Here is a 26,221-nt window from a genome sequence, read left to right as displayed (position 1 = left end):
GGACTGCGGCGGATAGTGCACAGCCGCCTGTGGATAGTCGGTTGCGGCTCGGCGGGTGCGGCGCAAACGTTGGCCGCATGCCGGATTGGCAATCGAGCGCCCGCGCTGCGGGGCCACCACTACCCGACGGCGACGTCGTCGTCGAAGCGCCCGAGGATCCGCCGCGGCCGTCACCGGTGCACCCGCTCACGCGGCTTCTACCGATCGTGATGTTCGTCGGGATGGCCGGCATGACAGTGTTGTTCCTCAGGTCAGGTGCCGGCGCCGCTCACAATCCGTCGGCATTGCTCTTTCCGGCAATGATGGCGATGTCGTCGATCGGGATGATCGCGCAGAGCCGAGGCGGGGGCGCCCGCGCCGCCGAGGTCGATGAAACCCGCAAAGACTATGTGAGATACCTCGACCGGCTGCGAGGCGACGTCGCCGACAACGCACACCGGCAGTGGGAATCGCTGCGGTGGCAGCATCCCGACCCTCCGGCGTTGTGGACGCTTGCCGGCACACGACGAATGTGGGAACGCCGCAGCGCCGATTCGGATTTCTGCCACGTCCGCATCGGGCTGGGCAGCCAGCGAGCCGCCGCCGCGATAACCGCACCCGACCTCAGCCCGGTCGACCAGCTCGAGCCCGTGGCAGCAATCGCGTTGCGCAACTTCCTGCGCGTCCACTCCGTCGTCGCAGAGCTGCCGATAACCCTGGCGCTCAAGAGGTTCGGCGTGGTGTCAGTGCAAGGGGCGCCACGGCATGCCCGGGATCTGATGCGAGCGATGGTGTGCCAACTCGGCGTTCTTCACGGACCGGAGTCGGTCGCGATCGCTGCGGTGGTCGACGACACGGCAGCTCATGAATGGGACTGGCTGAAGTGGCTTCCGCACCATCAGCATTCAAGCGCCACTGATCCCGGCGGCACGGCGCGGTTGCACTACCGCAGCATCGAGTCCGTCGAAGGCTACCCGGCCCGGCACACGGTGGTGGTGGTCGACGGGGGAGATGTGGCCGCGGCGGACCGCCGCCTCGAGCGCGGCGACGTGACGATCCTGGAGCACGGCAACCGGTGCCATGCGGCGGCCTGCCTTCGGCTCGACGTCTCGGCCGACGAGGTAGCGGTGCTCGCAGATGTCCGTGAAGTGGTCGCCCGGCCCGATGCGATGACCGTTGTCGACGCCGACGTGTGTGCACGGCGACTGGCGTCGTACCGGAACACCACCGGCACGCGCGCCGTCGAGGGCCAGCCACACGATTGGGCACAGCTGGTGGGCATGGACAACCCTCGAACAATCCACCCCTCGACGGCCTGGCGAGAGCGCCTGCCCCGGCACAGACTTCGTGTGCCCGTCGGTGTGACACCGTCCGGCGACGTGGTTGAACTGGACCTCAAAGAGGCCGCGGAGAACGGCATGGGCCCGCACGGGCTGTGTGTGGGTGCCACCGGGTCAGGCAAGAGCGAGTTCTTGCGCACGCTGACCCTCGGGCTGATCGCAACGCACCCGCCCGAGTCGCTGAACCTCGTGCTCGTCGACTTCAAGGGCGGCGCAACGTTTCTGGGCCTGGACCGCGCCCGGCATGTGTCAGCGGTGATCACGAACCTGTCCGACGAGGCGCACTTGGTCGCACGCATGAAGGACGCGCTGGCCGGTGAGATGAACCGGCGGCAAGAGACTTTGCGGGCGGCCGGCGCCTACTCCAGCGTCGCCGACTACGAACGAGCACGGCAGGCCGGCGCCTCGCTTCCCCCGCTACCGACTCTCGTGGTGATCGTCGACGAATTCTCCGAACTGCTCAGCCAGCATCCCGATTTCGCCGAGACCTTCGTGGCGATCGGCCGACTGGGCCGCTCACTGCGGATGCACCTGCTGCTGGCCAGTCAGCGGCTCGACGAGGGCCGGTTACGCGGCCTGGAATCCCACCTGTCGTACCGGGTCTGCTTGAAGACGTTCTCGCCCAACGAGTCCCGTGCGGTGATCGGCCGTCCGGATGCCTTCCACCTACCCGCCACACCCGGCGCAGCTTTCCTGAAGGTCGGATCCAACGAGCCGGTGGCGTTTCAGACCGCGTATGTGTCGGGGCCGTCCCGCATCTCGGATGCGGCCCCAACACATCAGGTTGCACGTGGAGTGCGTGTGTTCACCGCGGCACCGATGGGCCCGACGGTCACCCTTCAGCCGCCGGCCGCTCGGGCGGGCGGCAAGACCGTCATGAACACGGTGCTCGACCGGCTGGCCGGACACGGCACGCCCGCGCACAAGGTGTGGCTGGCACCGTTGACTCAATCGCCGCCGCTCGACCAACTGCTCGGCCACTCGGGCGGACTGCTCACCGTGCCGATCGGCGTGGTCGACCGCCCGTTCGCGCAGCGCCGCGACCCGCTGCTCGTCGACTTGTCCGGTGCCGCCGGCAACGTCGCGATCGTCGGAGGGCCGCAGGCGGGCAAGTCGACGGCCGCGCGGACGCTGGTCACCGCATTGGCCGCCACCCACGGACCGGATCAGGTGCAGCTCTACTGCATCGACCTCGGCGGCGGTGTGCTGTCGCCGCTCACCGCGCTCCCGCACGTGGGATCGGTAGCCGGCAGAGCCGATACCGACGTCGTTCGCCGGACCGTCGCCGAGCTGGCCGCGGTGTTGCGCACACGCGAGACGGTGTTTCACCGGCTCGGCATCGACTCGATGGCCGAATACCGCCGGCGCCGCACGGCTGGCGACCCTGGTGTCGCCGACGACCGGTTCGGTGACGTCTTCCTGGTGGTCGACGGATGGGGCAGCCTGCGTGACGATTTCGACGGCTTGGAAACTGCGATCACTGCGCTGGCGACGCGCGGCCTGTCATACGGCGTCCACGTCGTACTGACGGCCTCTCGCTGGGCGGAGATCCGGCCTGCGTTGAAGGATCAGCTCGGCACCCGTGTCGAATTACGGCTCGGCGAGCCGGGCGACTCGGAGGTCAATCGCCGTGCGGCTCAACAGGTTCCGCTGGGCCGGCCGGGGCGCGGCATCACCGCCGACGGCATGCATCTGCTCGTCGGGCTGCCACGGCTCGACGGCAAGCACGACACCGCAGACCTTTCCGCGGCGCTCGCGGACGCGGCCGCGGCGATCCGGACCCGGCACCCCGCCCTCACCGCGCCTGAAGTGCGGCTGCTGCCGCAGCGCGTCGACCACAGCGCGATCGTCGAACAGCTGCCCGACGCGATGGCGCTCGGCCTCGACGAAGACGAACTCGATTGTGTTGCATTGGAATTCAGTCAGCAACAGCACATGCTGATTTTCGGTGACAGCGAATGCGGCAAGACGGCGACGCTTCGGCTGCTATGCACTGAACTCGTCCGCAATCACAGCGCCGACCACGCGCAGCTGTTGATCGTCGATTACCGGCGCACGCTGCTGGGGGTGGTCGAATCCGAGCACCTGGCCGGATACGTGATGTCAGAACCGGTGTTGTCGGCACAGCTGTCCGCCCTCGTGGAGCGGTTGAGGGCGCGCCTGCCCGGGCCGGACGTCAACCAACGGCAATTGCGCTCGCGGTCGTGGTGGTCGGGTCCGGACCTGTACGTGATCGTCGACGACTTCGACCTCGTCTCGGCCGCTCAATTCGCACCGGTCGTCGAATTGCTGCCGCACGCACGAGATGTGGGCCTTCATCTGGTGGTGGCGCGGCGCTCAGGAGGAGCGGGCCGGGCACTGTTCGACCCGCTGCTCGCGCGGATGCGTGAGCTCGGGTGCATCGGGCTGATGATGAGCGCCAGCCCCGACGAGGGTGTGCTGCTGGGCACCTCGCGACCGGGCCCGCTGCCGCCGGGACGCGCACGTTTGATCACCCGCGGGAGCGAACGGGTCGTGCAACTGGCCTGGGTGCCAGGCCCGTGACTGTTGTCGTCGTCGGCCCGCGCGTCGTGAAAAGCGCAGGGACGTCGGATCATCGCGCAGCAGTGGCCGTCGACAGCATCGACGACGATTTCGTGTCGGTCGACGGACAACCCGTCGCCGTGGCGGCGTTGTGGCATGATGTGTTCGCCGCCATGCTCGACGGCGCCGCGGTGCTGATCTGCCCGTCGTGGTGGCCGCAACGTCGCATTGCCACCATTCAGGATGCCGCATGCAGCGTGGTGTCCGAAGTCGAGGTGATCCGCCGGGCGGCAGTGCTGGCAGCCACGGTCCGGCGGCACCCGGCGGTGGTCGTCGAGATCGCCGAATCGCTTGTGGCGCTGAGCAGTCCGGCCGATGACAGGCCGGCCCGGGCCGTCTCGCGGGTGGGGAGTCCAGCCGAGGTCGCCGCCGAAGTGGCGGATGCGGTGAGGTCACTGGCCGGTGGACACGGCGCGGTTGTCGTCGACTGCGCCGAGGGCGTCGACGGGGCGGCGGAACTCGGCCGACTGATCGCCGACGCGGGTGCGTTCGAGGTCACCGTCGTCGACGACGACCGGCTGATGGCTGCGGCCGGGGAACGAGCCGCCCGTCACGACTCGCCAGCGCCGGTCGACGTGCCGCCCGCGTCGCGACGGCCGTCGCGCCGGCTGTGGCAGACCATGGGCGCGGCCGTGGCGGCGGCACTCGCCGTGGGGGCGATCGTCGTCGTCGCGGGCGGGCCGTCAGCGCCGGCGCCGACCATGCTGGTCGAGGGCAGGGTGGTGGTCGAAGTGCCGGCGGACTGGACCGCGCGGCGCATCACGAGCGGCCCGGGTTCGGCACGGGTACAGGTGACGTCACCGGCCGATCCGCACGTCGCCGTGCATCTCACGCAGTCGCCGGTGCCGCCGGGCGAGACGTTGCAGGCCACCGCCGACACGTTGCGTCGTGCACTGCTCGATGAACCACCGGGGGTCTTCGTCCGCTTCGAAGCGGCCGGCCGCCGGGCGGGCCGGCCTGCGGTCACGTACACCGAGGTCCGGGCGGGCCACGACGTGCGCTGGACAGTGCTGCTCGACGGCAGGGTGCGGATCAGTATCGGCTGCCAGAGCCCCCGCGGATCCGAGGAGGCGGTGCGGGCGGCGTGCGAGCGGGCCGTGGCGACCGCTCGAGATGCCGGCGAAAGAGCGGGAACCGTTGCGCCGCAGCCACAGTCCAACACCACATAACGACCTGAAAGGACCGACATGACCTCACCCGGGCCGGGCAGTCTCACCACCGACTTCGACCTGATGCACAACGTCGCGGGCAAGATCGACGCCCGCAACGACGAGATCCGCACCATGCTGCGTGGCTTCATCGACCGGATGACGAACGTGCCCGCGTCGGTCTGGGGCGGCACCGCCGCGACGGCCTTCAAGGGCGTCGTCGACCGCTGGAACAGCGAGTCGATGAAGCTGCACCAGGCGCTGCAAGGCATTGCAGAAACCATCCGCGCCAACGAGCGGGTGCTGCGCGATGCGGGCGAGACCCACTCGCAGCAGATCGGCGCCATCGGCGGAAACCTCTAGGAGACGTGATGGATCCCGTTCTCTCGTACAACTTCGCCGAGATCGAGTTCTCGGTGCGCCAAGACATCCATGCGACTGCGGGGCGCCTCAACGCCGCGCTCGACGACCTGCGGGCGCAGATCACGCCGCTGCGCCAGGTCTGGACACGCGAGGCCGCCGACGCATACCAGGTCGAGCAGTCCATGTGGGACTCGTCGGCCGCCGCGCTGAACGACATCCTGTTCCGGTTGGCCAACGCCGTCCGGGATGGCGCCGACGATGTCGCCGCCACCGACCGCCGGGCCGCGAACGCCTGGGGGCGCTGAGCCCGAAGACCGCTGTGCGGGTCTCGATGGAGGGGAGCCGTCGGGACCCGCACAGGCATGCCCGCGGTCAGACGAGCGAGGCCAGCGCGGCAGCCTCGGTTCGGGCCGCCTCGACGGCCCGGTCGGAAAGTCCGCACACTCGCAGGCACGCCGCCCCGATCACACCGGCGTCGGACTGGTCGGGGTCGCGTGCCCGGCGAATTTGGATGACCACCTCGGTGAGCTGGATCAGCAGCTCGCCCAGCTGCGTCGCCGTGACGCCCGCGCGCACCGACGGGGTGGCCGCGAGCATTCCGAGCCGGGCATAGGCGTCCTGCAGCTGGCGTCGCTCGGCCCGGAAGCTGTCGTAGCGTTCGTGCTGAATCTCCGGCAGCAGGTAGAGGGTGCCGACGTTGTGGGGAATGCGGGTCAGCGTGCCGACGTCGACCGTGGCCAGCAGGTACAGCGCGGCCGCGGCGCTCGCCTGTTGCGGCACCAGCGCCTCGATCGCCTCCACCGCCTCCAGACTGGGCCTGACCGACGTGGTGAGCAGCTCGATCAGCAGCTCATCCTTGCCGGCGAAGTGGTAGTACAGCGACGCCTGCCGGATACCGACCCGTTCGGCGATCATGCGGGTGGAGGTCGCGGCGAAGCCGTGTTCGACGAACAGCGCGGCGGCAGCGTCGAGGATCTGCTGGCGCGGCGACGTGTCGGCATCGGGCTCCTCCGGCGTGTGGCGGGGTCGTCCGAGCCGTGGCCGCGACACCATGTCGCTCATCTTCGCACGAACGTTCGGCGGGCCGGTCACGTCGCGGCGGCCGCGAGGTAGTTGCGCCAGCCACCGCAGTCGCTGATGTCGGGCGCACCGGCCACCGCGGCCGGTTCGACGAGAAAGCCGCTGACCTCGCCGCCGTCGGCCAGAGCCACTCTGCCGATCACCATCGGTGCCGGCACCGCGGCGACGAACATTCCGAACCCCGCGGCGGGCAGCCGCCACAGTTCCCCGGCCACGCTGATCCCGCCCCCGCCGACGCGCACCAGACCCGGCTTAGCGGGCACCGTGCGCAGCGCGTGCAGCCGGTACTGCGGGGCCGTCGCCGCCGGGCCGACCAGCGTGCCGCCGGCCTCAACCAGCTGACGGTTCAACGGTTGACCGCTCAGATGCGCACCCACGACGAACAGCTCGACCGCCGGATTGGCGAACCGCTGGGCCAGTTCGGCGAGCATCCGGTCGCTGAACGCGTCCCCGGTGAGCATCGCGCCGAACGGCAGACCGTCGACGAAGCCGGCGGGAATGGCCAGCGACGCGAAGTCGAGAAGGTTCGCGAAGTTGGTGAACCTGCCCATGCGGTCGTTGGCGCCGACGGGATCGGCGGCCACCTGAGCCAGCGTGGGATGCCACGTGGTGGTCGGGGTCAACAGTGCTGCGCAGCCGTCCAGGGCGGCGCGGGCCGCTGCGGCAAGGTACGCCAGCTTGGCGGTGTCGGCTGCCCAGTCGGCGGCGGTCTTGGTGCGGGCGGACAAGATGATCGCCGCCACGGTGGGGTCGAGCGTGGTGCCGACGAGGTCGGTGTGCTGCTCGATGTGTGCGCCGACCGCCGCGTAGCGCTCGGCGACGAATGCCCCGCGATACAGCAGCGCGGCGGCCTGCAGCAGCGCGGTGACGTCGGTCTCGACGATCTCGGCGCCGACTGCCGCGAACCGGTTCACCGCCGCGGTGAAGGCCTCTTGCCAGCCGTCGGCGAGCCCGTCCAGCTGGTGCGCCGCCGGAACCGCGATGCGCGGGCGTGCCGGCGCGGGCGGGATCGGGGATTCGGTGCGGCACAACGGGGAGCCGTCGGGACCGGTCATCGTCTCGGCCGCGGCGCGGGCCAGCGCCATATCGCGGGCGAAGACACTGACGCAGTCGAGCCGGTAGCAGGCCGGCACCACGCCGGTCACCGGAATGAGACCCCGTGTCGGCTTGACGCCGACGATGCCGTTGAGCGCGGCGGGCACCCGCCCCGACCCGGCGGTGTCGGTGCCGAGCGCGAAGTCCACCATGCCCAGCGCCACCGCGACCGCCGACCCCGACGACGAGCCGCCGGCGATGCGCGACGGGTCCCACGCGTTGCGCACCGCACCGTACGGGCTGCGGGTGCCCACCAGCCCGGTGGCGAACTGATCCAGGTTGGTCTTGCCGAGCACCACCGCCCCGGCCGCGCGCAGCCGGGCGACCGCCGTCGAATCGCGTTGTGGCACATAGCGAAACGACGGGGCGGCCGCCGTCGTCGGCAGCCCCGCGACGTCGATGTTGTCCTTCACCGCGAACACCCGCCCGGCCAGCGGCAGGCCCGGGTCGACGGCGCCGGCTTCCTCCAGTGCCTCGCCGCGGTCGCGCAGCGTAATCCACACCTCAGGGCGGTCCGCCGCGCGGATCCGCTCGAACGCCGCCGCGACGGCATCCCGGGGGTCCATCAGCGCACCGCGGCCAGCAGCTGGCCCGGCGCCACCTGTTCACCGGCCTTGACGTAGACCTCGACCAGCGTGCCGCTGGCCGGCGAGGTGACGTGGCTTTCCATCTTCATCGCCTCCAACGAGAACAGCAGGTCGCCCTCGGTCACCCGGCTGCCGACGTCGGCGCGCACCTGCCACACCGTCGCGGTGAACGGCGCGGTGACCGGGGCGGCACCGTCGGGAACCGAAACCTGTTGCGGCGCAGCGTCCGTCGGCTCGTCTCGGCGGTCGAACTCGCCGGACCGCCGCCAGCGCTGCTTTTCCGCCTCGAACGCGGCCGACTGCCGGGCCCGGAACTGCGCAATCGAGTCGGCGTTGTCGGCGAGGAACCGGGTGTAGTCGGCGAGGGCGAACACCGAATCGACGGTGTCGAATTCGGCGCGCCCGGCCGCGGTTTCGGCACGCAGCTCCAGCAGTTCGTCGGCGCCGACGGGGTACCACTCGATGCGGTCGAAGAACCGCAACGCCCACGGGTTGTCGCGGAACAGGCCGCCGGAGCGGAACCGGTTCCAGATCTGCACGGTGCGCCCCACGAACTGGTACCCGCCGGGTCCCTCCATACCGTAGATGCACAGGTACGCCCCGCCGATGCCGACCGAGTTCTCCGCGGTCCAGGTGCGCGCCGGGTTGTACTTCGTGGTGACCAGACGGTGGCGCGGATCCAGCGGCGTGGCCACCGGAGCGCCCAGGTACACGTCGCCCAGCCCCAACACCAGGTAGCTGGCGTCGAAGACGATGCGGTGCACGTCGTCGACCGACTCCAATCCGTTGATGCGCCTGATGAATTCGATGTTGTCCGGGCACCACGGTGCGTCGTCGCGCACGCCGGCCATGTACCGCTCGATCGCAAGCCGGGTCGCGGGGTCGTCCCAGCTCAGCGGTAGCCGCACTGTGCGGGACGGGACGACGAGCTCATGGGTGGGCGGCACCTCGTCCTCCAGCTCAGCGAGCAGCGCGGCGAGGGCGCGAGGCGACAAGAGGCTGGGATCGGTGTGGATCTGCAGCGACCGGATGCCGGGGGTGACGTCGACGATGCCGGCCGGGGCGTGCTCGGCCAGCGTCTCTTGCAGGGCGTGCACCCGCATGCGCAGCGACAGGTCGAGTTCCATCGGCCCGTACTCGACGAGCAGGTTCACGTCGCCGTCGCGCCGATACGTCACGGCGGGGCGGTCGTCGCTGGCGTCGAGACGGGCGATCACCCCGTCGTCGCCGTCTCCGCCACGGCTGCGTACCGTGGGTGAATTGAGTTGCGCGGCGAGCGAACTCGCATCGGACTCGCGGACGGCGACGAAGCGGACCGTGTCGCCGGGGCGCAGCTGGCCGAGTTTCCAGCGCTCCGCGCTTGCGACGACCGCCGGGCAGACAAAGCCGCCGAGCGACGGGCCGTCGGGGCCGAGGATGATCGGCGTGTCGCCGGTGAAGTCGATGGCACCGACCGCGTACGCGGTGTCGTGAATGTTCGACGGGTGCAGGCCCGCATCGCCGCCGTCGCGGCGCGCCCACTCGGGTTTCGGCCCGATCAGGCGGATCCCGGTGCGCGCCGAGTTGTGGTGCACCATGTAGTCGGTGGTGAACAACACGTCGATGTCGGAGCGGGTGAAGAACTCCGGCGCGGCGTGCGGTCCTTCGAGAACCCCGATCTCCCAATGGTTCTGGATCGCCGGGCGCCGGTGCGCGGGGGTGGATCCGGCGATGCGGCCCAGCCCGCTGGCGTTCTCCGCCGAGTCGGCCGAGCGGGTGCGCAGCACGTCACCGGACACCAGCGCCCGGCCGGCATGCCCGCCGAACCCGCCGAGGGTGAACGTCGACGCGCTGCCCAGATACGACGGCACGTCGATGCCGCCGCGGATCGCCACGTACGTGCGCAGGCCCGGGCCCGCTGAGACGCCGAGCGCCAGCACGGCTCCGCCGGGAACGTCGAACGGCTCCCACATCGCGACCGGCTGGCCGTCGACACTCACCGGCACGGGTGCGCCGGCGACACACACCACCGACGGCGCCGAGAAACGCACGCGCAGACCGCCGGCGGTGACCTCGAGCCCGGCCGCGCCGGCGGGATTTCCGACGGCGACGTTGGCCTCGGTGAACGAGACCGCGTCGAACGGGCCGCTCGGCGGCACGCCGACGTGCCAGTAGCCGAGCCGGCCGGGCAGGTCCTGCACCGTGGTCAGCGGGCCGGGGTCGAGCACGTCGATGCGCGGGTCGGGATCACCGCTGCCCGCGAGGCTGCAGGTGCAGTGCGCCGCCGCGCGCAGCGCGGTGTCGTCGGTGAGCACGCGCAACAGCCCGAGGTTGGTCACGATGCCGTCCACGCGGCTGGCTGCCAGCGCCTCGCGCAGCAGGTCCAGCGCGTCGTCGCGGGTCGGCCCGGTGGCGACGAGCTTGGCCAGCATCGGATCGTAGAACGGCGAAACCTCAAGTCCCGCCTCGATGTAGCCGTCCACGCGCACACCCGGGATCGCGTCGGCGCCCTGCCCGGGAAAGACCGCCTGAGTGACCAGGCCCGACGACGGCAGTGAGTCCTTGGCCGGGTCCTCGGCGTAGACGCGCGCCTCGACCGCGAACCCGCTGGGAACCCAGGTGCGGGTGAACACGTCGTCGTCGACGCTGCCGTCGCGGGCCAGCGCCAGCATCAACTCCACCAGGTCAACTCCGAAGATCTCCTCGGTGACGGGATGCTCCACCTGCAGGCGGGTATTGACCTCCAGGAAGGCGGCTTCTTCGCGGATCGGGTCGTAGACGAACTCGACGGTGCCGGCGCTGCGGTAGCGCACCGACGCGAGCAGGTCGCGCGCCGAAGTGTGCAGCAGCTCCCGCACGTGGTCGGGCAGCGCCGGGGCAGGAGCCTCCTCGATCACCTTCTGGTTGCGCCGCTGCAAGGAGCAGTCCCGGTCGCCCAGCACGGCCACCCGTCCCGTTCCGTCACCGAACACCTGGACCTCGACGTGCCGGGCGGGCCGCACCAGGCGCTCGAGGAACACGCCCGCGGAGCCGAAGTTCGCCTCGGCCATCGCCGCGACCCGTGTGAACGCGGCCCGTACCTCGTCGGCGTCGGCGCAGGCCTGCAAGCCGATGCCGCCACCGCCACCGGTGGCCTTGACCATCACCGGGAAACCGATCGCCTCGGCGGCGGCCACCGCTTCGTCGGCGTCGCTGAGCAGTGAAGTTCCGGCCAGCAGCGGCACGTTGGCCGCGCTGGCGAGCGCGCGGGCGGTGTGCTTTTCGCCGAACGCGGCGATCTGGCGCGCCGTCGGCCCCGCGAACCGGATGCCCTGCGACTCCACGGCCTGGGCGAAAGCCGCGCTCTCCGAAAGGAATCCGTAACCGGGGTGGATGATCGTGGCGCCGCTGCCCAACGCGGCCTCGACGATCGCCTCACCGCGCAAGTACGAGTCGCGCGCCGGGGCCGGCCCCAGCCGCACCGCGTGGTCGGCTTCACGCACATGCGGCGCGGCGCGGTCGGCGTCGGAGTAGACAGCCACCGCCTGCATTCCCATGCGGTGCACTGTGCGGATGACGCGGCGGGCGATCTCACCGCGGTTGGCCACCAGGACGGTGCCGGAGTTCGTCGCACTCATGCCGATTCGACCACCAGCATCCGCAGCGGCGTCGGGTTGAAGTCGTTGCACGGGTTGTTCATCTGCGGGCAGTTCGAGACGATCACCAGCACGTCCATCTCGGCGCGCAGCGCGACCCGCTTGCCGGGCGCAGACATTCCGTCGACGATGCCCAGCGCACCGTCGGGCTCCACCGGAACGTTCATGAACCAGTTCAGGTTCGACACCAAATCCGCCAGCCCCAGACCGTGGCGGATCGCCTCGGAAAGGAAGTTCTCCCGGCAACCGTGATGGAACATCACGTGGTGGCCGTAGCGCAGGGTGTTCGACTCCTTGGAGCAGGCACCGCCGATCGTGTCCTGGCGGTCGATCTCGTTGCCGACCACGGTCATCAGGGCTGCGCCCTCGTTGCTGCGCAGCACCGTGCCGGTGCGGACGTAGGCGTTGCGCTGCCAGGCCAGTGTGTCGGGGACGCTGTAGCGCTCGGCGGTGTCTGCGGCGTTGTAGATCAGGCAGTCCGCCGACTGGTTGCCGCCGACGTCGACGATCGTGAGCACCTGCCCGGCGCGCACGACCGCCGACCACGGGCCGTTGGGAGGGACGCGGTCGTCGAGCACTATCCGTCCGGGGACCATGGGTTCGCCCCAGTCGAGCGCAGTGTCGTCGGCGCACGCCGCGCCGACGGGAACGGTCGAGTTGGTCACAGTCCTCGGGCCTCCGCATAGTCGATAGTGTTCAGATAGGCGCGGTTGAGTTCCGGTGTGGCACTGAATCTTTCGTCCTGCGGGCCGGTGGGCCGCCCCCGCCAGGCGTGCACCCGCAGCGGGCCTACCACGTAGTCCGGTCGCGGGTCGAGCGGGTGCGCGACGTTGGCGAGCAGCACCAGCAGAGGCAGCTCGGCGACCAGCTCGACGTGCGTGCCCGGCCCGGCAGAGCCGTGCCACACCAGCTCGCCGTCGGCAGCCACCCGCACGCCCTGGAAGAACGACACGCTCGGTGGTAGGTCGCGCCGGCCCAGGCCGTGTTTGGCTGCGGCCTTGACGAACAGCGCCCGGCCCGACGGGCAGGGGCCGTGGGCGCGGGCGTCGCCGTATTTGCGCAGGTTCCACGAGTCGGTGGAGGTGCCGCAGAACGCATCGTGGCGACCCGAGGTGTCCGCGCTGATCGTCGCCAGCACTCGGCCGTCGCCGGAGAGCAGCGGGTGATCGGCGCCCAGGTAGGCCTGCCACGGGATCTTGGTGGTGTCGGCGACGTTGAGCCGCTCGACGGGCTCGAGCGCGTTGAACACCAGCAGGTGCGCGCAGGCGTCGCCGGTCGGGTCGTCCAGCCGCAGCCGGGTGCCGCGAGCCAGCACCTTGTGCGTGTATCCGCCCGGCGCAACGGTTTCGGCCCACACCAGATCTTCAGGCGTCACCCCCGGCGGGCAGTACGGGCTCGACGAGGCCGGCAGGTACGGCATCCACTGGCTGGTCTGGCCGGCCCGGGCGCGCGCGTCGGCCCGGGCGTTGCCGACGCTGTCGGTGCGGCGGGCCTCGCGTGCCGGAGGCTGGTGATGCGAGATCGTCATCGGTGTCCTCACGCGGTTTCCGGCACGCGGGCGTGCACGTGGGTGTGGGGGATGTGGGCCAGTTCGATGCGCCGGTGCAGGCGCCGCAGCACGAAATAGACGGCGCCGACGGCCAGCGACACGCCGAGGAAGAGCAGCGCGCTCCACTGCAGCCACCACGTGTCACCGGTCAGGTCGTAGATCTCCCGGCGCGGCCACATCAGGTTGACCACCATGCCGATCTGGTAGATCACGGCCGCGAATGTGACTGGCACACCCCACTTTCCGAGCGAGAACTGGGGCGCGCCGTCTTCGTCGACGCCGCTGGGGAACCGGTCGGTGTTGCGGTGCCTGATCCGCTGCACCAGCAGCGGCAGCGTGACACCCAGATACGCCAGGTACAGCATCGCGATGCACAGACTCGACAGCGCGGTGAAGATCGCGGCCTGCTTGATGTTGACCAGCAGTGCGATCGCGGCGCCGGCGCCCACCACGATCGTGGCCAGGATCGGTGTTCCGGTGCGGGGCGATACCCGGTTGAGGTAGCGGTGCAGCGGCAGCGCCCGCTCCCGGGCCATCGAGTAGATCATCCGGGTGCCCGAGGTCTGCACGGCCAGCGTGCACGCGAAGATCGCCACCGCGACACAGGACAGCAAGAGCCGGCCGGGGACCTCGCCGAGCCGGTCGGTGAGCACCCACGCCAGCCCGCCGGTGGCCAGCTTGCCGTCGGTGAGGCTGCTGGCCGACATCAGCGCCGCCAGGATCAGCAGCCCGCCGCCGATGCCCGAGATGACCAGAGCGCGAAGGATCGTGCGCGGAGTGGTCTTGCGGGGGCGGTGCGTCTCCTCTGCGAGCTCACCGGCCGAGTCGAAGCCGACCATCACGTACGCCGCCATCAGCGACGAGGCGAGGAACGCCGACAGGTAGCCGCCGCCGGACCAGCCCTCGTTGCTGAGAACGACGTCCGGGCCGCGCTCGGGCAGGAAGAACAGCAGCAGCACCAGCGCGATGACACCGGCGATCTCGATGACCACCCCCACGCTCGTCGACACCGCCATCCGCCGCACGCCAGAGACGTTCACCAGCGTGGCGATCACCAGCATGACCACGCCGAGCAGCACCGCGTTCTGCGCTCCGGTGGGCGACGTCAGCGCCGGGTCGGCCGCCGAGCCGCCGACGATCTGAAAGCCCGACCAGATGCTCGGCAGCACGGCCTGGGTGGCGATCGCGGCCGCCGCGACCGTGAGGATCTGGCCGATGATCATCGTCCAGCCGACGAACCAGCCCATCGTGGTGCCGGCGAGGCGACTCGACCACTGGAAGATGACGCCGGAGATCGGCCACCGCGCCGCCAGTTCGGCGAAACACAGGGCCACCAGCATTTGGCCCACCCACACCGCCGGCCAGGTCCAGAAGAACGCCGCGCCGCCGAGCCCGAAGCCGAGCCCGAACAGCTGGAACACAGTGGTCAGGATCGACACGAACGAGAAGCCGGCCGCAAACGAGGCGAACGATCCGACGCCGCGGCGCAGCTCCTGCTGGTAGCCTGTATGGACATGACCGCGGGCTGGGCTGCCATCCGGCCGGGACGGTGCGGTGAGTTCCGGTGCGCTCATCCGTGCTCCTGACGCGTGAGGAATACCTGTCGATTGACAGGTAAGAGCGTCGGACGTTTCTGTCGCGGTGGTGAGTCCTCGGCGTAAATTCCGTGTTTCGGCTCACCGGGAGCCGGGCGGCCCGCGCCGACGCGCGTTTTGACCAGCGATTACGCGCACAGGTAGGCTGCTCGGTTGGCGCGCGGTACGCCAACTGGGCCTCGGGTCAATGTCGGTCGCCGAGAGCATGCCCTGCCGCGACGCCGTGACCGGCGCCCGGGTCATCCGGGATCCACCCGAGTCGAGAGGTAAGCGCTGTGCCCACGTACACGCCGAAGGCCGGTGACACCACGCGCACGTGGTACGTCATCGACGCCACGGACGTCGTGCTCGGCCGCCTTGCCGCCGCAGCTGCCACATTGCTGCGCGGCAAGCACAAGCCGACGTTCACCCCCCACGTCGACGGCGGCGACTTCGTCATCGTCGTCAACGCCGACAAGGTCGCCATCAGCGGCAACAAGCTGCAGAACAAGTTCGCGTACCGCCACTCGGGATATCCCGGCGGCCTGCGGGCCCGTTCCGTCGGCGACCTGATGCAAAAGCACCCCGACCGCGTCGTCGAGAAGGCGATCGTCGGCATGCTGCCCAAGAACCGGCTGGGCCGCCAGATCAAGCGCAAGCTGCGCGTCTACGCCGGACCGGAGCATCCGCACACGGCCCAGCAGCCGGTTCCGTACGAGATCAAGCAGGTGAGCCAGTGACCCAGCCAGTTGACACGACCGTGGAGACCACCGAGGAGACGGCGGCGCGCGAGCCGGTTGTCATCGACCGCCCCATCCAAACCGTCGGCCGTCGGAAAGAGGCCGTGGTGCGCGTCCGGCTGGTGCCCGGCACCGGCAAGTTCAACCTGGACGGGCGCACCCTGGAGGACTACTTCCCCAACAAGGTGCACCAGCAGCTGATCAAGGCGCCGCTGGTGACCGTCGACCGGCTGGACAGCTTCGACATCTACGCCCACCTCGACGGCGGCGGCCCCTCCGGGCAGGCCGGGGCGCTGCGGCTGGCGATCGCCCGTGCGTTGATCCTGGTGCAGCCCGAAGACCGGCCTGCGCTGAAGAAGGCCGGGTTCCTTACTCGTGACCCGCGTGCGACCGAGCGCAAGAAGTACGGCCTCAAGAAGGCCCGCAAGGCGCCGCAGTACTCGAAGCGCTGATTTCCCAGCAGCTCTATCAGGCGCCGGACGTGTGACATCAATCACGCTCGGCGCCTGATTTTTTGGGGTAATTCCGCAATCGAGGTTTGGCTTCGCCGCCAAGTGTGGAAACCCCCTCTGCGGGAGCAGGGGGCGTTTCTTCGCGCCAGGCAGGCCGACCCTGCCACCGGTGCTACCAAGCACGACGGTGTCCGGATCGCTGCTTCCTGACGAAAAGGAGTTATCCATGCGAAACAACCTCAAGCGAGTTGGCGCGGGCGCGGTGCTCGCCGGATCGCTGGTGTGTACCGGCGGACTTGCGATCGCCACTGCGGCGCCCGGTGCCAACGTCATCAACGATCAGCTGGTCAACCTCGGTGTGGGCAACGACCAGAACTTCCTGCAGGACGTGAACGTCAACGTGGCGTCGCAGATCGCGGGACTGCTGTGCGGCACCGCCGAGAACGGTCCGAACGCGAACACGCCGACGGCGAACACGCCGAACTCGAACGGCGCGAACGTGACCGGCGTGGCCAACAACCAGTCCACGGTGAACGTCCGCGACATCACCGCACTGGCCAACCAGGTGGACGCGGGGCTGCTGCCCACGACCACCTGTGACAGTCCGCAGGGTGTCGTGACGATCGCGCAGAACAATGCGATGAGTTCGCCGAACGCCACCAACGCGCCGGCGGCGAACACGCCGAACGGCACCAACACGCCGGCGGGCAACCCGAACGGCAGCACTGAGCCGGCGGGCAATCCGAACGCCAACAACGCCCCGGCGGGCACGCCGAACGCGACCAACGCCGGCCCGAACACCGAGAACGTCTCGGAGCAGCCCAACGGGGCGCCGGCAGGCCAGCCGAACACGGCTCAGATGACGCCGACGTCGGGTGGCGTGACGCCGTCGAGCTAACCGGCAGAACCTCACCGCCCGCGCCCGCGAGGTGCGGGCGGTGAGTGCTGTCCGGGGTATCGCCGGGGTAGCGATCAGGCGGCAACATGGCTGACGACCTCATTGTTTGTGTCTTCCACGTCCGACTGTGAGAAGTTTGTGCGCATGGCTCGACTCTTCGGCACCGACGGTGTCCGCGGCGTGGCCAACCGTGAGCTGACCGCCGAGCTTGCCCTGGCCATCGGATCCGCGGCCGCGCGCCGGCTGGGCGCCGCCTCGCGCCACGGCCGCCGCGTCGCGGTGGTCGGCCGCGATCCGCGGGCCAGCGGCGAGATGCTCGAGGCCGCGGTGATCGCCGGTATCACCAGTGAGGGCGTCGATGCGCTGCGCGTCGGCGTGCTGCCCACCCCAGCGGTGGCTTATCTGACCAGCGCCTACGACGCCGAGTTCGGTGTGATGATCTCCGCGTCGCACAACCCCATGCCTGACAACGGCATCAAGATCTTCGGGCCGGGCGGCCACAAGCTCGACGACGCCACCGAGGACGACATCGAGCGCCTGGTCTCCACCAACCCTGCCGAGCGGCCGGTCGGCGCGGCCATCGGGCGGGTCGTCGACGCCGAAGACGCGCTCGAGCGGTACCTGCGCCACGTCGGCAAGGCCGTCACCACCCGGCTCGACGGGCTGACCGTGGTCGTCGACTGCGCTCACGGAGCTGCCTCGACGGCAGCGCCTCGCGCATACCAGGCCGCCGGCGCGCGCGTCCTCGCGATCAACGCCGCGCCGAACGGTCTCAACATCAACGACGGCTGCGGGTCCACCCACATCGATGCGCTGCGGGCCGCTGTCCTGCGCCATGGGGCCGACTTGGGGCTGGCCCACGACGGTGACGCCGACCGGTGCCTGGCCGTCGACGCGCACGGCGACGCGGTCGACGGGGACGCGATCATGGCGATCCTCGCGCTGGCGATGCGCGAGGCCGGTGAACTGACCTCCGACACGCTGGTGGCGACGGTGATGAGCAACATGGGATTGCACCTGGCGATGCGGGCGGCCGGAATCGAGGTCCGCACCACGGCCGTCGGCGACCGCTACGTCCTCGAGGAACTGCGCGCCGGCGGCTATGCGCTGGGCGGCGAGCAGTCCGGTCACATCGTGATGCCCGCGCTGGCGACCACCGGCGACGGGATCGTGACCGGTCTTCGGCTGATGTCGAGGATGGCGCAAACCGGCCGGCCGCTGCGCGAACTGGCGTCGGCCATGCACACGCTGCCGCAGGTGCTGATCAACGTCGAGGTCGCCGACAAGACCACAGTGGCGGCAGCGCCTTCCGTGCAGGCGGCCGTCGCCGACGCAGAAGCCGAGCTCGGTGACACTGGACGAATCCTGTTGCGCCCCAGCGGAACCGAACAGCTCGTGCGCGTGATGGTGGAAGCTCCCGACGAAGACACCGCCAAACAGGTTGCGATTCGCGTGGCCACCTGCGTCAGCGAGCAGAACTAGCCGGAACCGCATCACCCTGCCGCGCGTCGTAGCCGGTATGGGATCAAACAGTGCGCGGGTCGACGCGGACGCGGTGCGTGACATCGCAGCGGAATTCGACGCGACGGCCGAGGACGTGCAGGCGGCGGTGCGAATGCATCTGTGGCGGTTGGGTTTCGGTGGTGCCACCGCGGGCCGAATGCATGCCGCGCGCGGTGACGCGCTGCGCGCGTCGCTCGACCCGGTGGCCGACGGGCTGACCGCGTGGGCGCGTGCGTCCTCGGAGATCGCGGCCGCACTGCGCGCGAGTGCCGACCGCTATGTGAGCGCCGACCAGCACAGCGCTGCCCGGTTCGACTAACCATGGGCGCCGAATTCGACGTCGCCGCCAGGCTGGCGGAAGCACGCCAAGCTGTCGACGACACCCAGACGTACGTGTGGGCATGCCACCTCGTGGACTATCAGAACCCCGACCTGACTTTGCATCCGGCGCAGATCCGCGACTGGTTCTCCAGTGAGGACGGCATGGATTTGCGGGTGCTCGACGCGGACCGGTCTGCGTTGCAGGAGGTGGCGACAACCGCCGAGGGCGCGCTGCGGCGGCAACGCGAACAGCTGAGCCGGCTCGCCGGGGCATGGCAGGGAGCCGGTGCTGCGTCCGCCGAGGACTTCGTGCGTGGGCATTGCGACGCGGCCGACAGCGTGGCAGCCATGACGCGCACGGCGGCGGATGCCCTTAGTGGCCTTAGGGACACGCTGTGGAAGCTGGTGGATTCCAAGGTGGCTGCGGTGGGTGCGATCGACGAGCGCCGCGGCGGCGACCGGCCGGCCTGGCTGGCCGCCGCGCAGACCGTGATCACCGGTGTCGGTGACCGCGCGGCGGCCAGTGAACTGCTCGACCGGCAGGTGAAACCTTTCGTGGACAACGACATTCGCGTCGACTGGCTGACAGCGGTGCGAACGGCGATGGCATCCGTCGACAGCAGTTACGACGCCGCGATCTCCGGGTTGACATCGGCGGCACCCGTGCGGTTCGACGTGCCGGGCGATTTGGGGCCGCAGCCGGCGCCGCCGCCGGCGGCGGATCCAGAAACCGACGACATGCACGCCCACGATGCCGCTCCCACCACCCAATCGGCGCAGGCCCCGCCCGCCGCGCCGGGACCACCGCCGCCAGCGTCGTATGCGCCGTCGTATCCGGCCTCCGCGCCGTCGTATCCGCCGTCAGCCGTGATGCCCGCGAGCATGCCGGCCTCAATGCCGGCCTCGATGCCGGGCGCCATGCCGGCGGAGACTCCCGCGGCGCCGACCCCGACAGCGTCGCCGGCGACGGCACCATTGGCCGCGCCCGGCCTCGACGGGCTCGGCCAACGCTTCGCCGACGTTCTCGGCGGGCTCCTGCCATCGGCGGACGATGCGGGTCTGTCGGATCTGCCGGCGCTCGACGACGCGCCCGAGGCTGACGACCAGGGGTCAGAGGACACCGAGGACCAAAAGCCGGACGACACGCCACCTTCTGACGAGGGCGTGGATGACGAAAACCCTTGCAGCGCAGAGGAAGACGATGAGCAAGGGAATCCGGAGCCGACAGCGGACAGCACGGAGGAAACAGCGCCGGGTGAGCAGCCGGCGGAAGAAACGCCGCCGGGGGAGTCACCGCCTGCGTCGCCGGAGCCGCCGCCTGCTTCGCCGGAGCCGGGGCCGGACCCGCCGGAGCCAGGGCCGGAACCGCCTGAACCGCCAGCTCCCGAACCGCCGCAACCGCCGGCTCCGGCGCCTGCACCGCCCGGCACTGCCACACCGTGTGAGATCGCCGCCGACGAGCTGCCGCAGGCCGGGCAGTGACCGACGTCAACGGCCGACTGGCCGACATCCTCGCCGAATACACCGACACCATCCGCCAGCTCGAGCGGCCAGCAGAAACGCCGAGAACCGACACGCGCGACGGCCGGATCCTCAAACCCGCCGACCGGCAGCGGCGCTGCAGCGCGCCGACCTTCGGTGCTAGGGCTTGAGCAGCGCGACGACCTTGTCCTCGATCTCCACCGGATCGGCGTCGGGGTCGACAGGCTGGGTCTTCGGCAGCACCACGTCGGGGTCCGCGAACTCGCGGTACGTCTTGTCTCCCGCCAGCACGTGCAGCAGATATCCGGTCAGCAGCGCGCGCACCACCTTCTGCGTGCTGCGGTCGGCAGCCGGCAGCCCCACCACGCGCGCCAGCCGCCGTCCTTCGATCAGCCCGCCCGGCTTGGCCTTCTTGACGATCCGCAGCACAGCGCCGTCCCACGCCCGGGCCAGCTCCGCCGCGTTGGACCGCAGGGTCTGCGGATCCCCGGGCGCGGTCAGCACCAGCCCCGGGATCGTCAACCTCGTGGCCGCTTGCTCGGCGGCCGGCCGGGTGACCGTCGGAAACAGCGCGGCCACCGCCTTGGGTGTGAAACGCGATCCCTGCGAGCGGCCGGCGGCGGCCAGCACCGCTGCCGACCCGCCGAAACCATGTCCGACCAGCCCGAGCTTGTTGGGATGCACGCTGATCTTGCCGGCGCCGAGGCGCACCCCCGCGACGATGTCCAGCGCTGTGCGCAGGTCGTAGGCGAAGTTCAGTGCCGACGGTGCCATCCCCCGCTCGGTGGCGGGGGCCGCAGCGACGATTCCCCAGGACGCCAGGTGCTCCAGCGTGCCGTGGTAGCGGTCGGCGGATGTGAGCCAGTCGTGCCCGAACACCACCGCAGGCAAATTGAAGCCCGACTCAGGCGTGTAGACGATCCCCGGTAGCCCGGCAAACGCCAGGTCACCGCGCAGAACCCGATGGGGGCCGCGGCGGGTCAGCGCGCTGAAGAGTTTGCGGGTCCGGGCCATGGGTGAACGGTAGCGGACCCCGCCGGACCCCACGGTTCCACTACCCTGGTCACCTATGTGCGGGATCGTCGGCTACGTCGGGCAGCGTCCTGCCTGCGAGGTCGTCGTGCAGGCACTGCACCGCATGGAGTACCGCGGCTACGACTCGGCCGGCATCGCGATCCTCGACGGCAACGGCGGCATGGCCGTGCACCGGCGCGCGGGTCGGCTCGCCAACCTGGGCGAGGCGCTGGACTGCACCGACCCGGTCGCATTGCGAGGTCACGCCGGCCTGGGCCACACCCGCTGGGCCACGCACGGCCGGCCCACCGACCGCAACGCCCACCCGCACGTCGACGCCACCGGCAAAATCGCGGTCGTCCACAACGGGATCATCGAGAACTTCGCGACGCTGCGCCGGGAGTTGGAAGGTGCCGGCGTCGAATTCGCCAGCGACACCGACACGGAGGTCGCGGTGCACCTGGTGTCACGGCAGTACCACTCCGGCGACACCGCAGGCGATTTTGTCGCGTCGGTGCTGGCCGTGCTGCGCCGCCTCGAAGGCCATTTCACGCTGGTGTTCGCCAACGCCGACGAACCCGGCACCATCGTCGCCGCGCGCCGGTCCACGCCGTTGGTGCTCGGCATCGGTGACGGCGAGATGTTCATCGGCTCCGACGTCGCCGCGTTCATCGAATACACCCGCCACGCCGTCGAATTGGGCCAGGACCAGGCGGTGGTGATCACTGCCGACGGGTACCGCGTCACGGACTTCGCGGGCGAGGACGTGGGCGGCTACCGCGAGTTCCACATCGACTGGGACCTGTCGGCTGCCGAGAAGGGCGGCTATGAGTTCTTCATGCTCAAGGAGATCGCCGAGCAACCCGCCGCAGTGGCCGACACCCTGCTCGGGCACTTCGTCGACGGGCACATCGTGCTCGACGAGCAGCGGTTGAGCGACCAGGAACTGCGCGAGGTCGACAAGGTGTTCGTCGTCGCGTGCGGCACCGCCTACCACTCCGGGCTGCTGGCCAAGTACGCGATCGAACACTGGACGCGCCTGCCGGTGGAAGTGGAGCTGGCCAGCGAATTCCGCTATCGCGACCCGGTGCTGGACCGCAGCACGCTGGTCGTCGCGATCTCGCAATCCGGCGAGACCGCCGACACGTTGGAGGCGGTGCGGCACGCCAAAGAGCAGAAGGCCAAGGTGCTGGCGGTCTGCAACACCAACGGCAGCCAGATCCCGCGCGAATGCGATGCGGTGCTCTACACCCGCGCCGGACCGGAGATCGGGGTGGCGTCCACCAAGACGTTCCTCGCGCAGATCGCGGCGAACTACCTGGTCGGCTTGGCGCTGGCCCAGGCGCGCGGCACCAAATACGCCGATGAAGTCGCACGCGAGTACCACGAACTCGAGGCGATGCCCGAGCTGGTGTCGCGGGTGCTCGCCGGCGTCGAACCGTTCGCCGACGTCGCACGCCGGTTCGCGTCGTCGCCGACGGTGCTGTTCCTCGGCCGCCACGTCGGCTACCCGGTGGCGCTGGAAGGAGCGCTCAAGCTCAAGGAGCTGGCGTACATGCACGCCGAGGGCTTCGCGGCCGGCGAGCTGAAGCACGGGCCGATCGCGCTGATCGAGGACGGTCTGCCGGTGATCGTCGTGATGCCGTCGCCGAAGGGCTCGGCGCAACTGCACGCCAAGCTGCTGAGCAACATCCGCGAGATTCAGGCGCGCGGTGCGATCACGATCGTGATCGCCGAGGAGGGCGACGACACCGTGCGGCCCTACGCTGACCATCTGTTCGAAATCCCAGCTGTCTCAACGCTTTACCAGCCACTGCTGTCCACCATTCCGCTGCAGGTTTTCGCGGCGTCGGTGGCGCAGGCCCGCGGCTACGACGTCGACAAGCCGCGGAACCTGGCCAAGTCCGTCACCGTCGAGTAGCCCGCACCCCATTGCGCCGACTGTGCGGTTCTGTACGCGACACGCCGAGGTGACCGTACGAAACTGCACACTCGGGCGTCCGGCGTGAGCTGATCGACTAGAACGGGAGCTGATGCGGCACTACTACACCGTCGAGGCGATCCGCGCCGCCGAGGCCCCGTTGCTGGCCAGCCTGCCCGAGGGTGCGCTGATGCGCCGCGCCGCCTATCCGCTGTCGGTGGCGGTCGCTCGGGAGCTGCGGACCCGTACCGGCGGCGTCGCGGGCCGAAAGATCTGCGCGGTCGTCGGCTCAGGAGACAACGGCGGCGACGCGCTGTGGGCGTCGACGTTTTTGCTCCGCCGGGGAGTAACGGCCGCGGCGGTGCTGCTCAACCCCGACAAGGCGCACAAGAAGGGTTTAGCGGCCTTCCTGCGAGCCGGCGGCCGCATCGTCGAAACCGTCCCCGCCGCAACCGATCTCGTGATCGACGGGGTGGTCGGCATCTCCGGCTCCGGGCCGCTGCGGCCGGCGGCCGCCGAGGTGTTCGCCGCGGTCGACGACGCCGGCATCCCCGTGGTGGCTGTCGACATCCCCAGCGGCGTCGACGTCTACACCGGCGCGACAACCGGCCCGCACGTCCACGCGGCGCTGACCGTCACGTTCGGCGGACTCAAACCTGTGCACGCTCTGGGCGATTGCGGGCGTGTCGAACTCGTCGACATCGGACTGGATCTGCCGCCGACGGACGTGCTCGGCTTCGAGGCCGACGACGCGCGGACACGCTGGCCGGTGCCGCACCGCAATGACGACAAGTACACCCAGGGTGTCACCGGAATTCTTGCAGGGTCCGCCACGTATCCCGGTGCTGCCGTGCTGTGCACGGGTGCTGCCGTCGCTGCCACCTCAGGCATGGTCCGGTATGCGGGAAGTGCTGCGGCACAAGTGCTTTCGCACTGGCCGGAGGTGATCGCCACAGCCACCGCCGAAGCTGCCGGCCGGGTGCAGTCGTGGGTGGTCGGGCCGGGTATCGGCACCGGTGACGCCGGCGCCGGTGCGCTGTGGTTCGCGCTGAACACGGAGCTGCCCGTGATCGTCGACGCCGATGCGCTGACGATCCTGGCCGACCACCCCGAGGCCGTCACGAATCGTAAGGCGCCGACTGTCCTCACTCCTCACGCCGGCGAATTCGCCCGCCTCGCAGGCGAACCCCCCGGCGACGACCGTGTCGGCGCCACCCGCCGGCTCGCGGAGCGGTTCGGCGCCACCGTGCTGCTGAAGGGCTATGTCACCGTGATCGCCGAGCCGGGCGGCCCGGTCTACCTCAACTCGGCGGGCGCGGCATGGGCGGCCACCGCAGGCTCCGGCGACGTGTTGTCGGGGATGATCGGTGCGCTGCTGGCCCACGGGCTGCCCGCCGCCGAGGCCGCCGCCACGGCCGCGTTCGTCCACGCCCGCGCCGCGAACCTCTCGGCCGCCGACCCGGGTCCGGCGCCGGCGCCCACGTCGGCGTCGCGGATCCTGGCCCACATCCGCTCAGCCGTCGCCGCTTTGTAACGAAAGGTTCTGCCGTGCCGCGTGTTTCGCATCCCTCGCCGTCGATTGCCCCGGCTTACACCGGCCGGCTGGCATGCACGCCGATCCCGTCGCTGCGCTTGCCGGACGACCCGATGGACCCCGAAGCGGCGTACCGGTTCATCCACGACGAGCTGATGCTCGACGGCAGTTCGCGGCTGAACCTGGCGACGTTCGTCACGACGTGGATGGACCCGCAGGCCGAGAAGCTGATGGCCGAGACGTTCGACAAGAACATGATCGACAAGGACGAATATCCGGCGACCGCGGCGATCGAGCAGCGCTGCGTGTGTATGGTCGCCGACCTGTTCCATGCCGAGAACCTGCGCGACGACGACCCGTTCAGCGCGGTCGGCGTGTCGACGATCGGCTCGAGCGAGGCGGTGATGCTCGGCGGCCTGGCGCTGAAATGGCGGTGGAAACAACGCGCGGGAGACGGCTGGCGCACGCGCACCCCCAACCTGGTGATGGGCTCGAACGTGCAGGTGGTCTGGGAGAAGTTCTGCCGCTACTTCGAGGTCGAGCCGCGGTACCTACCGATGGCCGAGGGCCGCTACACCATCACCCCCGAGCAGGTGCTCGAGGCCGTCGACGAGGACACCATCGGCGTGGTCGCGATCCTGGGGACCACCTACACCGGCGAATTGGAGCCGATCGCCGAGATCTGCGCGGCGCTGGACGAGCTGGCAAAGGGCGGCGGTCACGATGTACCGGTGCACGTCGACGCGGCCAGCGGCGGCTTCGTCGTCCCGTTCCTGCACCCCGATCTCGAGTGGGATTTCCGGCTGCCCCGGGTGGTCTCGATCAACGTCAGCGGCCACAAGTACGGGCTGACCTACCCGGGGATCGGGTTCGTGGTGTGGCGCAACGCCGACTGCCTACCCGACGACCTGGTGTTCCGGGTCAACTACCTCGGTGGCGACATGCCGACCTTCACGCTGAACTTCTCCCGGCCGGGCAACCAGGTGGTCGGCCAGTATTACAACTTCCTGCGGCTGGGTCGCGGCGGCTACGGGCAGGTCATGGGTGCTCTGCAGACGACGGCGCGGTGGTTTGCCGACAGACTGGAGGCAACCAAGCACTTCGAGGTGATCTCCGACGGCTCGGCGATTCCGGTGGTGGCGTTCCGGCTGTCGGGCGACTTCGGGTACACCGAGTTCGACGTCTCCGCCGGGCTTCGCGCGTACGGCTGGCAGGTACCCGCCTACACCATGCCGGAAGGCGCCGAGACCGTGTCCGTGCTGCGCGTCGTGGTCCGCGAAGGATTCTCGGCCGATCTGGCGCGTTCGCTGTACGAAGACCTGGCGAAGGTGATCGGCCACATGGACGAGCTGAAGCCCGGCGGCGCGTTCGACGACCAGCAGCACTTCGCGCACTGAGCCTGAGCCCGCGCTCGCGGCGTCGACCGTGCGCTCCCCGGATTCTG

At 69.9% G+C, this 26,221-nt stretch carries 21 protein-coding genes; 14 read left to right on the top strand and 7 right to left on the bottom strand.

Features of this window, described 5'->3' with window-relative positions:
- Positions 1 to 77: 77 nt before the first annotated feature.
- From eccCa to AC5Y4C_RS01995, 4 genes are read left to right on the top strand one after another with little or no spacing between them, the layout of a single operon-like run.
- The gene (gene eccCa / locus AC5Y4C_RS02010; RefSeq protein ID WP_499964236.1) at positions 78 to 3,863 is read left to right on the top strand and encodes a type VII secretion protein EccCa; all 3,786 of its coding nucleotides are present in this window, start codon (positions 78 to 80) and stop codon (positions 3,861 to 3,863) included.
- A complete protein-coding gene (locus tag AC5Y4C_RS02005) occupies positions 3,860 to 5,071 on the top strand; it encodes a type VII secretion-associated protein (protein ID WP_499964234.1) in 1,212 nt (403 codons plus the stop codon). The genes eccCa and AC5Y4C_RS02005 overlap by 4 nt, the downstream gene beginning before the upstream one ends.
- Before the next feature lie 18 nt (positions 5,072 to 5,089).
- Positions 5,090 to 5,413: a WXG100 family type VII secretion target gene (locus tag AC5Y4C_RS02000; RefSeq protein ID WP_499964232.1), complete on the top strand. Its 324-nt coding sequence runs from the start codon at positions 5,090 to 5,092 to the stop codon at positions 5,411 to 5,413.
- An 8-nt stretch (positions 5,414 to 5,421) separates the two neighbouring features.
- Entirely contained in the window at positions 5,422 to 5,718 is a 297-nt protein-coding gene (locus AC5Y4C_RS01995) for a WXG100 family type VII secretion target (RefSeq protein ID WP_499911343.1), read from the top strand.
- Between the two features lie 67 nt (positions 5,719 to 5,785).
- Here AC5Y4C_RS01995 and AC5Y4C_RS01990 read toward each other — a convergent pair whose 3' ends face one another.
- From AC5Y4C_RS01990 to AC5Y4C_RS01965, 6 genes are all read right to left on the bottom strand, one after another.
- A complete protein-coding gene (locus AC5Y4C_RS01990; RefSeq protein ID WP_499911346.1) occupies positions 5,786 to 6,475 on the bottom strand; it encodes a TetR/AcrR family transcriptional regulator in 690 nt (229 codons plus the stop codon).
- Positions 6,476 to 6,501: 26 nt separating this feature from the next.
- Positions 6,502 to 8,154: an allophanate hydrolase gene (locus AC5Y4C_RS01985; RefSeq protein ID WP_499964230.1), complete on the bottom strand. Its 1,653-nt coding sequence runs from the start codon at positions 8,152 to 8,154 to the stop codon at positions 6,502 to 6,504.
- Positions 8,154 to 11,771: an urea carboxylase gene (gene uca / locus AC5Y4C_RS01980; RefSeq protein WP_499964228.1), complete on the bottom strand. Its 3,618-nt coding sequence runs from the start codon at positions 11,769 to 11,771 to the stop codon at positions 8,154 to 8,156. Before uca ends, AC5Y4C_RS01985 begins: the two co-directional genes overlap by 1 nt.
- A complete protein-coding gene (locus AC5Y4C_RS01975) occupies positions 11,768 to 12,385 on the bottom strand; it encodes an urea amidolyase associated protein UAAP2 (protein ID WP_499911535.1) in 618 nt (205 codons plus the stop codon). Before AC5Y4C_RS01975 ends, uca begins: the two co-directional genes overlap by 4 nt.
- 65 nt (positions 12,386 to 12,450) lie before the next feature.
- Positions 12,451 to 13,317 (bottom strand): urea amidolyase associated protein UAAP1, encoded by an 867-nt coding sequence (locus AC5Y4C_RS01970; RefSeq protein WP_499964226.1) that lies wholly within the window; start codon positions 13,315 to 13,317, stop codon positions 12,451 to 12,453.
- Positions 13,318 to 13,325: 8 nt separating this feature from the next.
- A complete protein-coding gene (locus AC5Y4C_RS01965) occupies positions 13,326 to 14,912 on the bottom strand; it encodes an APC family permease (protein ID WP_499964224.1) in 1,587 nt (528 codons plus the stop codon).
- A gap of 296 nt (positions 14,913 to 15,208) precedes the next feature.
- Here AC5Y4C_RS01965 and rplM point away from each other — a divergent pair, with 296 nt between their 5' ends.
- The 7 genes from rplM (at position 15,209) to AC5Y4C_RS01930 (ending at position 20,478) form a co-directional block, all read left to right on the top strand.
- Positions 15,209 to 15,652, top strand: a complete 444-nt coding sequence (gene rplM / locus AC5Y4C_RS01960) for a 50S ribosomal protein L13 (RefSeq protein ID WP_499911358.1) — start codon at positions 15,209 to 15,211, stop codon at positions 15,650 to 15,652.
- A 20-nt stretch (positions 15,653 to 15,672) separates the two neighbouring features.
- Positions 15,673 to 16,104, top strand: coding sequence for a 30S ribosomal protein S9 (rpsI, locus tag AC5Y4C_RS01955; protein WP_499911536.1), 432 nt, complete (start codon positions 15,673 to 15,675; stop codon positions 16,102 to 16,104).
- A gap of 226 nt (positions 16,105 to 16,330) precedes the next feature.
- Positions 16,331 to 17,002 (top strand): hypothetical protein, encoded by a 672-nt coding sequence (locus AC5Y4C_RS01950; RefSeq protein ID WP_499911360.1) that lies wholly within the window; start codon positions 16,331 to 16,333, stop codon positions 17,000 to 17,002.
- A 144-nt stretch (positions 17,003 to 17,146) separates the two neighbouring features.
- Entirely contained in the window at positions 17,147 to 18,484 is a 1,338-nt protein-coding gene (gene glmM / locus AC5Y4C_RS01945; protein ID WP_499911365.1) for a phosphoglucosamine mutase, read from the top strand.
- A 37-nt stretch (positions 18,485 to 18,521) separates the two neighbouring features.
- Positions 18,522 to 18,824: a type VII secretion target gene (locus tag AC5Y4C_RS01940; RefSeq protein WP_499911367.1), complete on the top strand. Its 303-nt coding sequence runs from the start codon at positions 18,522 to 18,524 to the stop codon at positions 18,822 to 18,824.
- Between the two features lie 2 nt (positions 18,825 to 18,826).
- On the top strand, positions 18,827 to 20,308 hold the full coding sequence (locus AC5Y4C_RS01935; RefSeq protein WP_499964222.1) for a hypothetical protein: 1,482 nt from the start codon (positions 18,827 to 18,829) through the stop codon (positions 20,306 to 20,308).
- Positions 20,305 to 20,478: a hypothetical protein gene (locus AC5Y4C_RS01930; protein ID WP_499964220.1), complete on the top strand. Its 174-nt coding sequence runs from the start codon at positions 20,305 to 20,307 to the stop codon at positions 20,476 to 20,478. The genes AC5Y4C_RS01935 and AC5Y4C_RS01930 overlap by 4 nt, the downstream gene beginning before the upstream one ends.
- Here the strand turns inward: AC5Y4C_RS01930 and AC5Y4C_RS01925 are convergent.
- The gene (locus AC5Y4C_RS01925) at positions 20,468 to 21,322 is read right to left on the bottom strand and encodes a dienelactone hydrolase family protein (RefSeq protein ID WP_499964219.1); all 855 of its coding nucleotides are present in this window, start codon (positions 21,320 to 21,322) and stop codon (positions 20,468 to 20,470) included. The two genes, AC5Y4C_RS01930 and AC5Y4C_RS01925, sit on opposite strands and share 11 nt — an antisense overlap.
- Before the next feature lie 55 nt (positions 21,323 to 21,377).
- Here AC5Y4C_RS01925 and glmS point away from each other — a divergent pair, with 55 nt between their 5' ends.
- The 3 genes from glmS (at position 21,378) to gad (ending at position 26,174) form a co-directional block, all read left to right on the top strand.
- Positions 21,378 to 23,243: a glutamine--fructose-6-phosphate transaminase (isomerizing) gene (glmS, locus tag AC5Y4C_RS01920; protein ID WP_499964217.1), complete on the top strand. Its 1,866-nt coding sequence runs from the start codon at positions 21,378 to 21,380 to the stop codon at positions 23,241 to 23,243.
- Between the two features lie 112 nt (positions 23,244 to 23,355).
- Positions 23,356 to 24,777 carry an NAD(P)H-hydrate dehydratase gene (locus tag AC5Y4C_RS01915; RefSeq protein ID WP_499964216.1) on the top strand — a complete coding sequence of 474 codons (1,422 nt, stop codon included), beginning with the start codon at positions 23,356 to 23,358 and terminating at the stop codon, positions 24,775 to 24,777.
- Between the two features lie 14 nt (positions 24,778 to 24,791).
- Positions 24,792 to 26,174 (top strand): glutamate decarboxylase, encoded by a 1,383-nt coding sequence (gene gad / locus AC5Y4C_RS01910; RefSeq protein ID WP_499964214.1) that lies wholly within the window; start codon positions 24,792 to 24,794, stop codon positions 26,172 to 26,174.
- The last annotated feature ends 47 nt before the right edge of the window (positions 26,175 to 26,221 follow it).

Source organism: Mycobacterium sp. NGS35, from assembly GCF_059812855.1.
The sequence above is the reverse complement of the archived record's forward strand: the minus strand, read 5'-3'. Positions and strand labels throughout refer to the sequence as shown.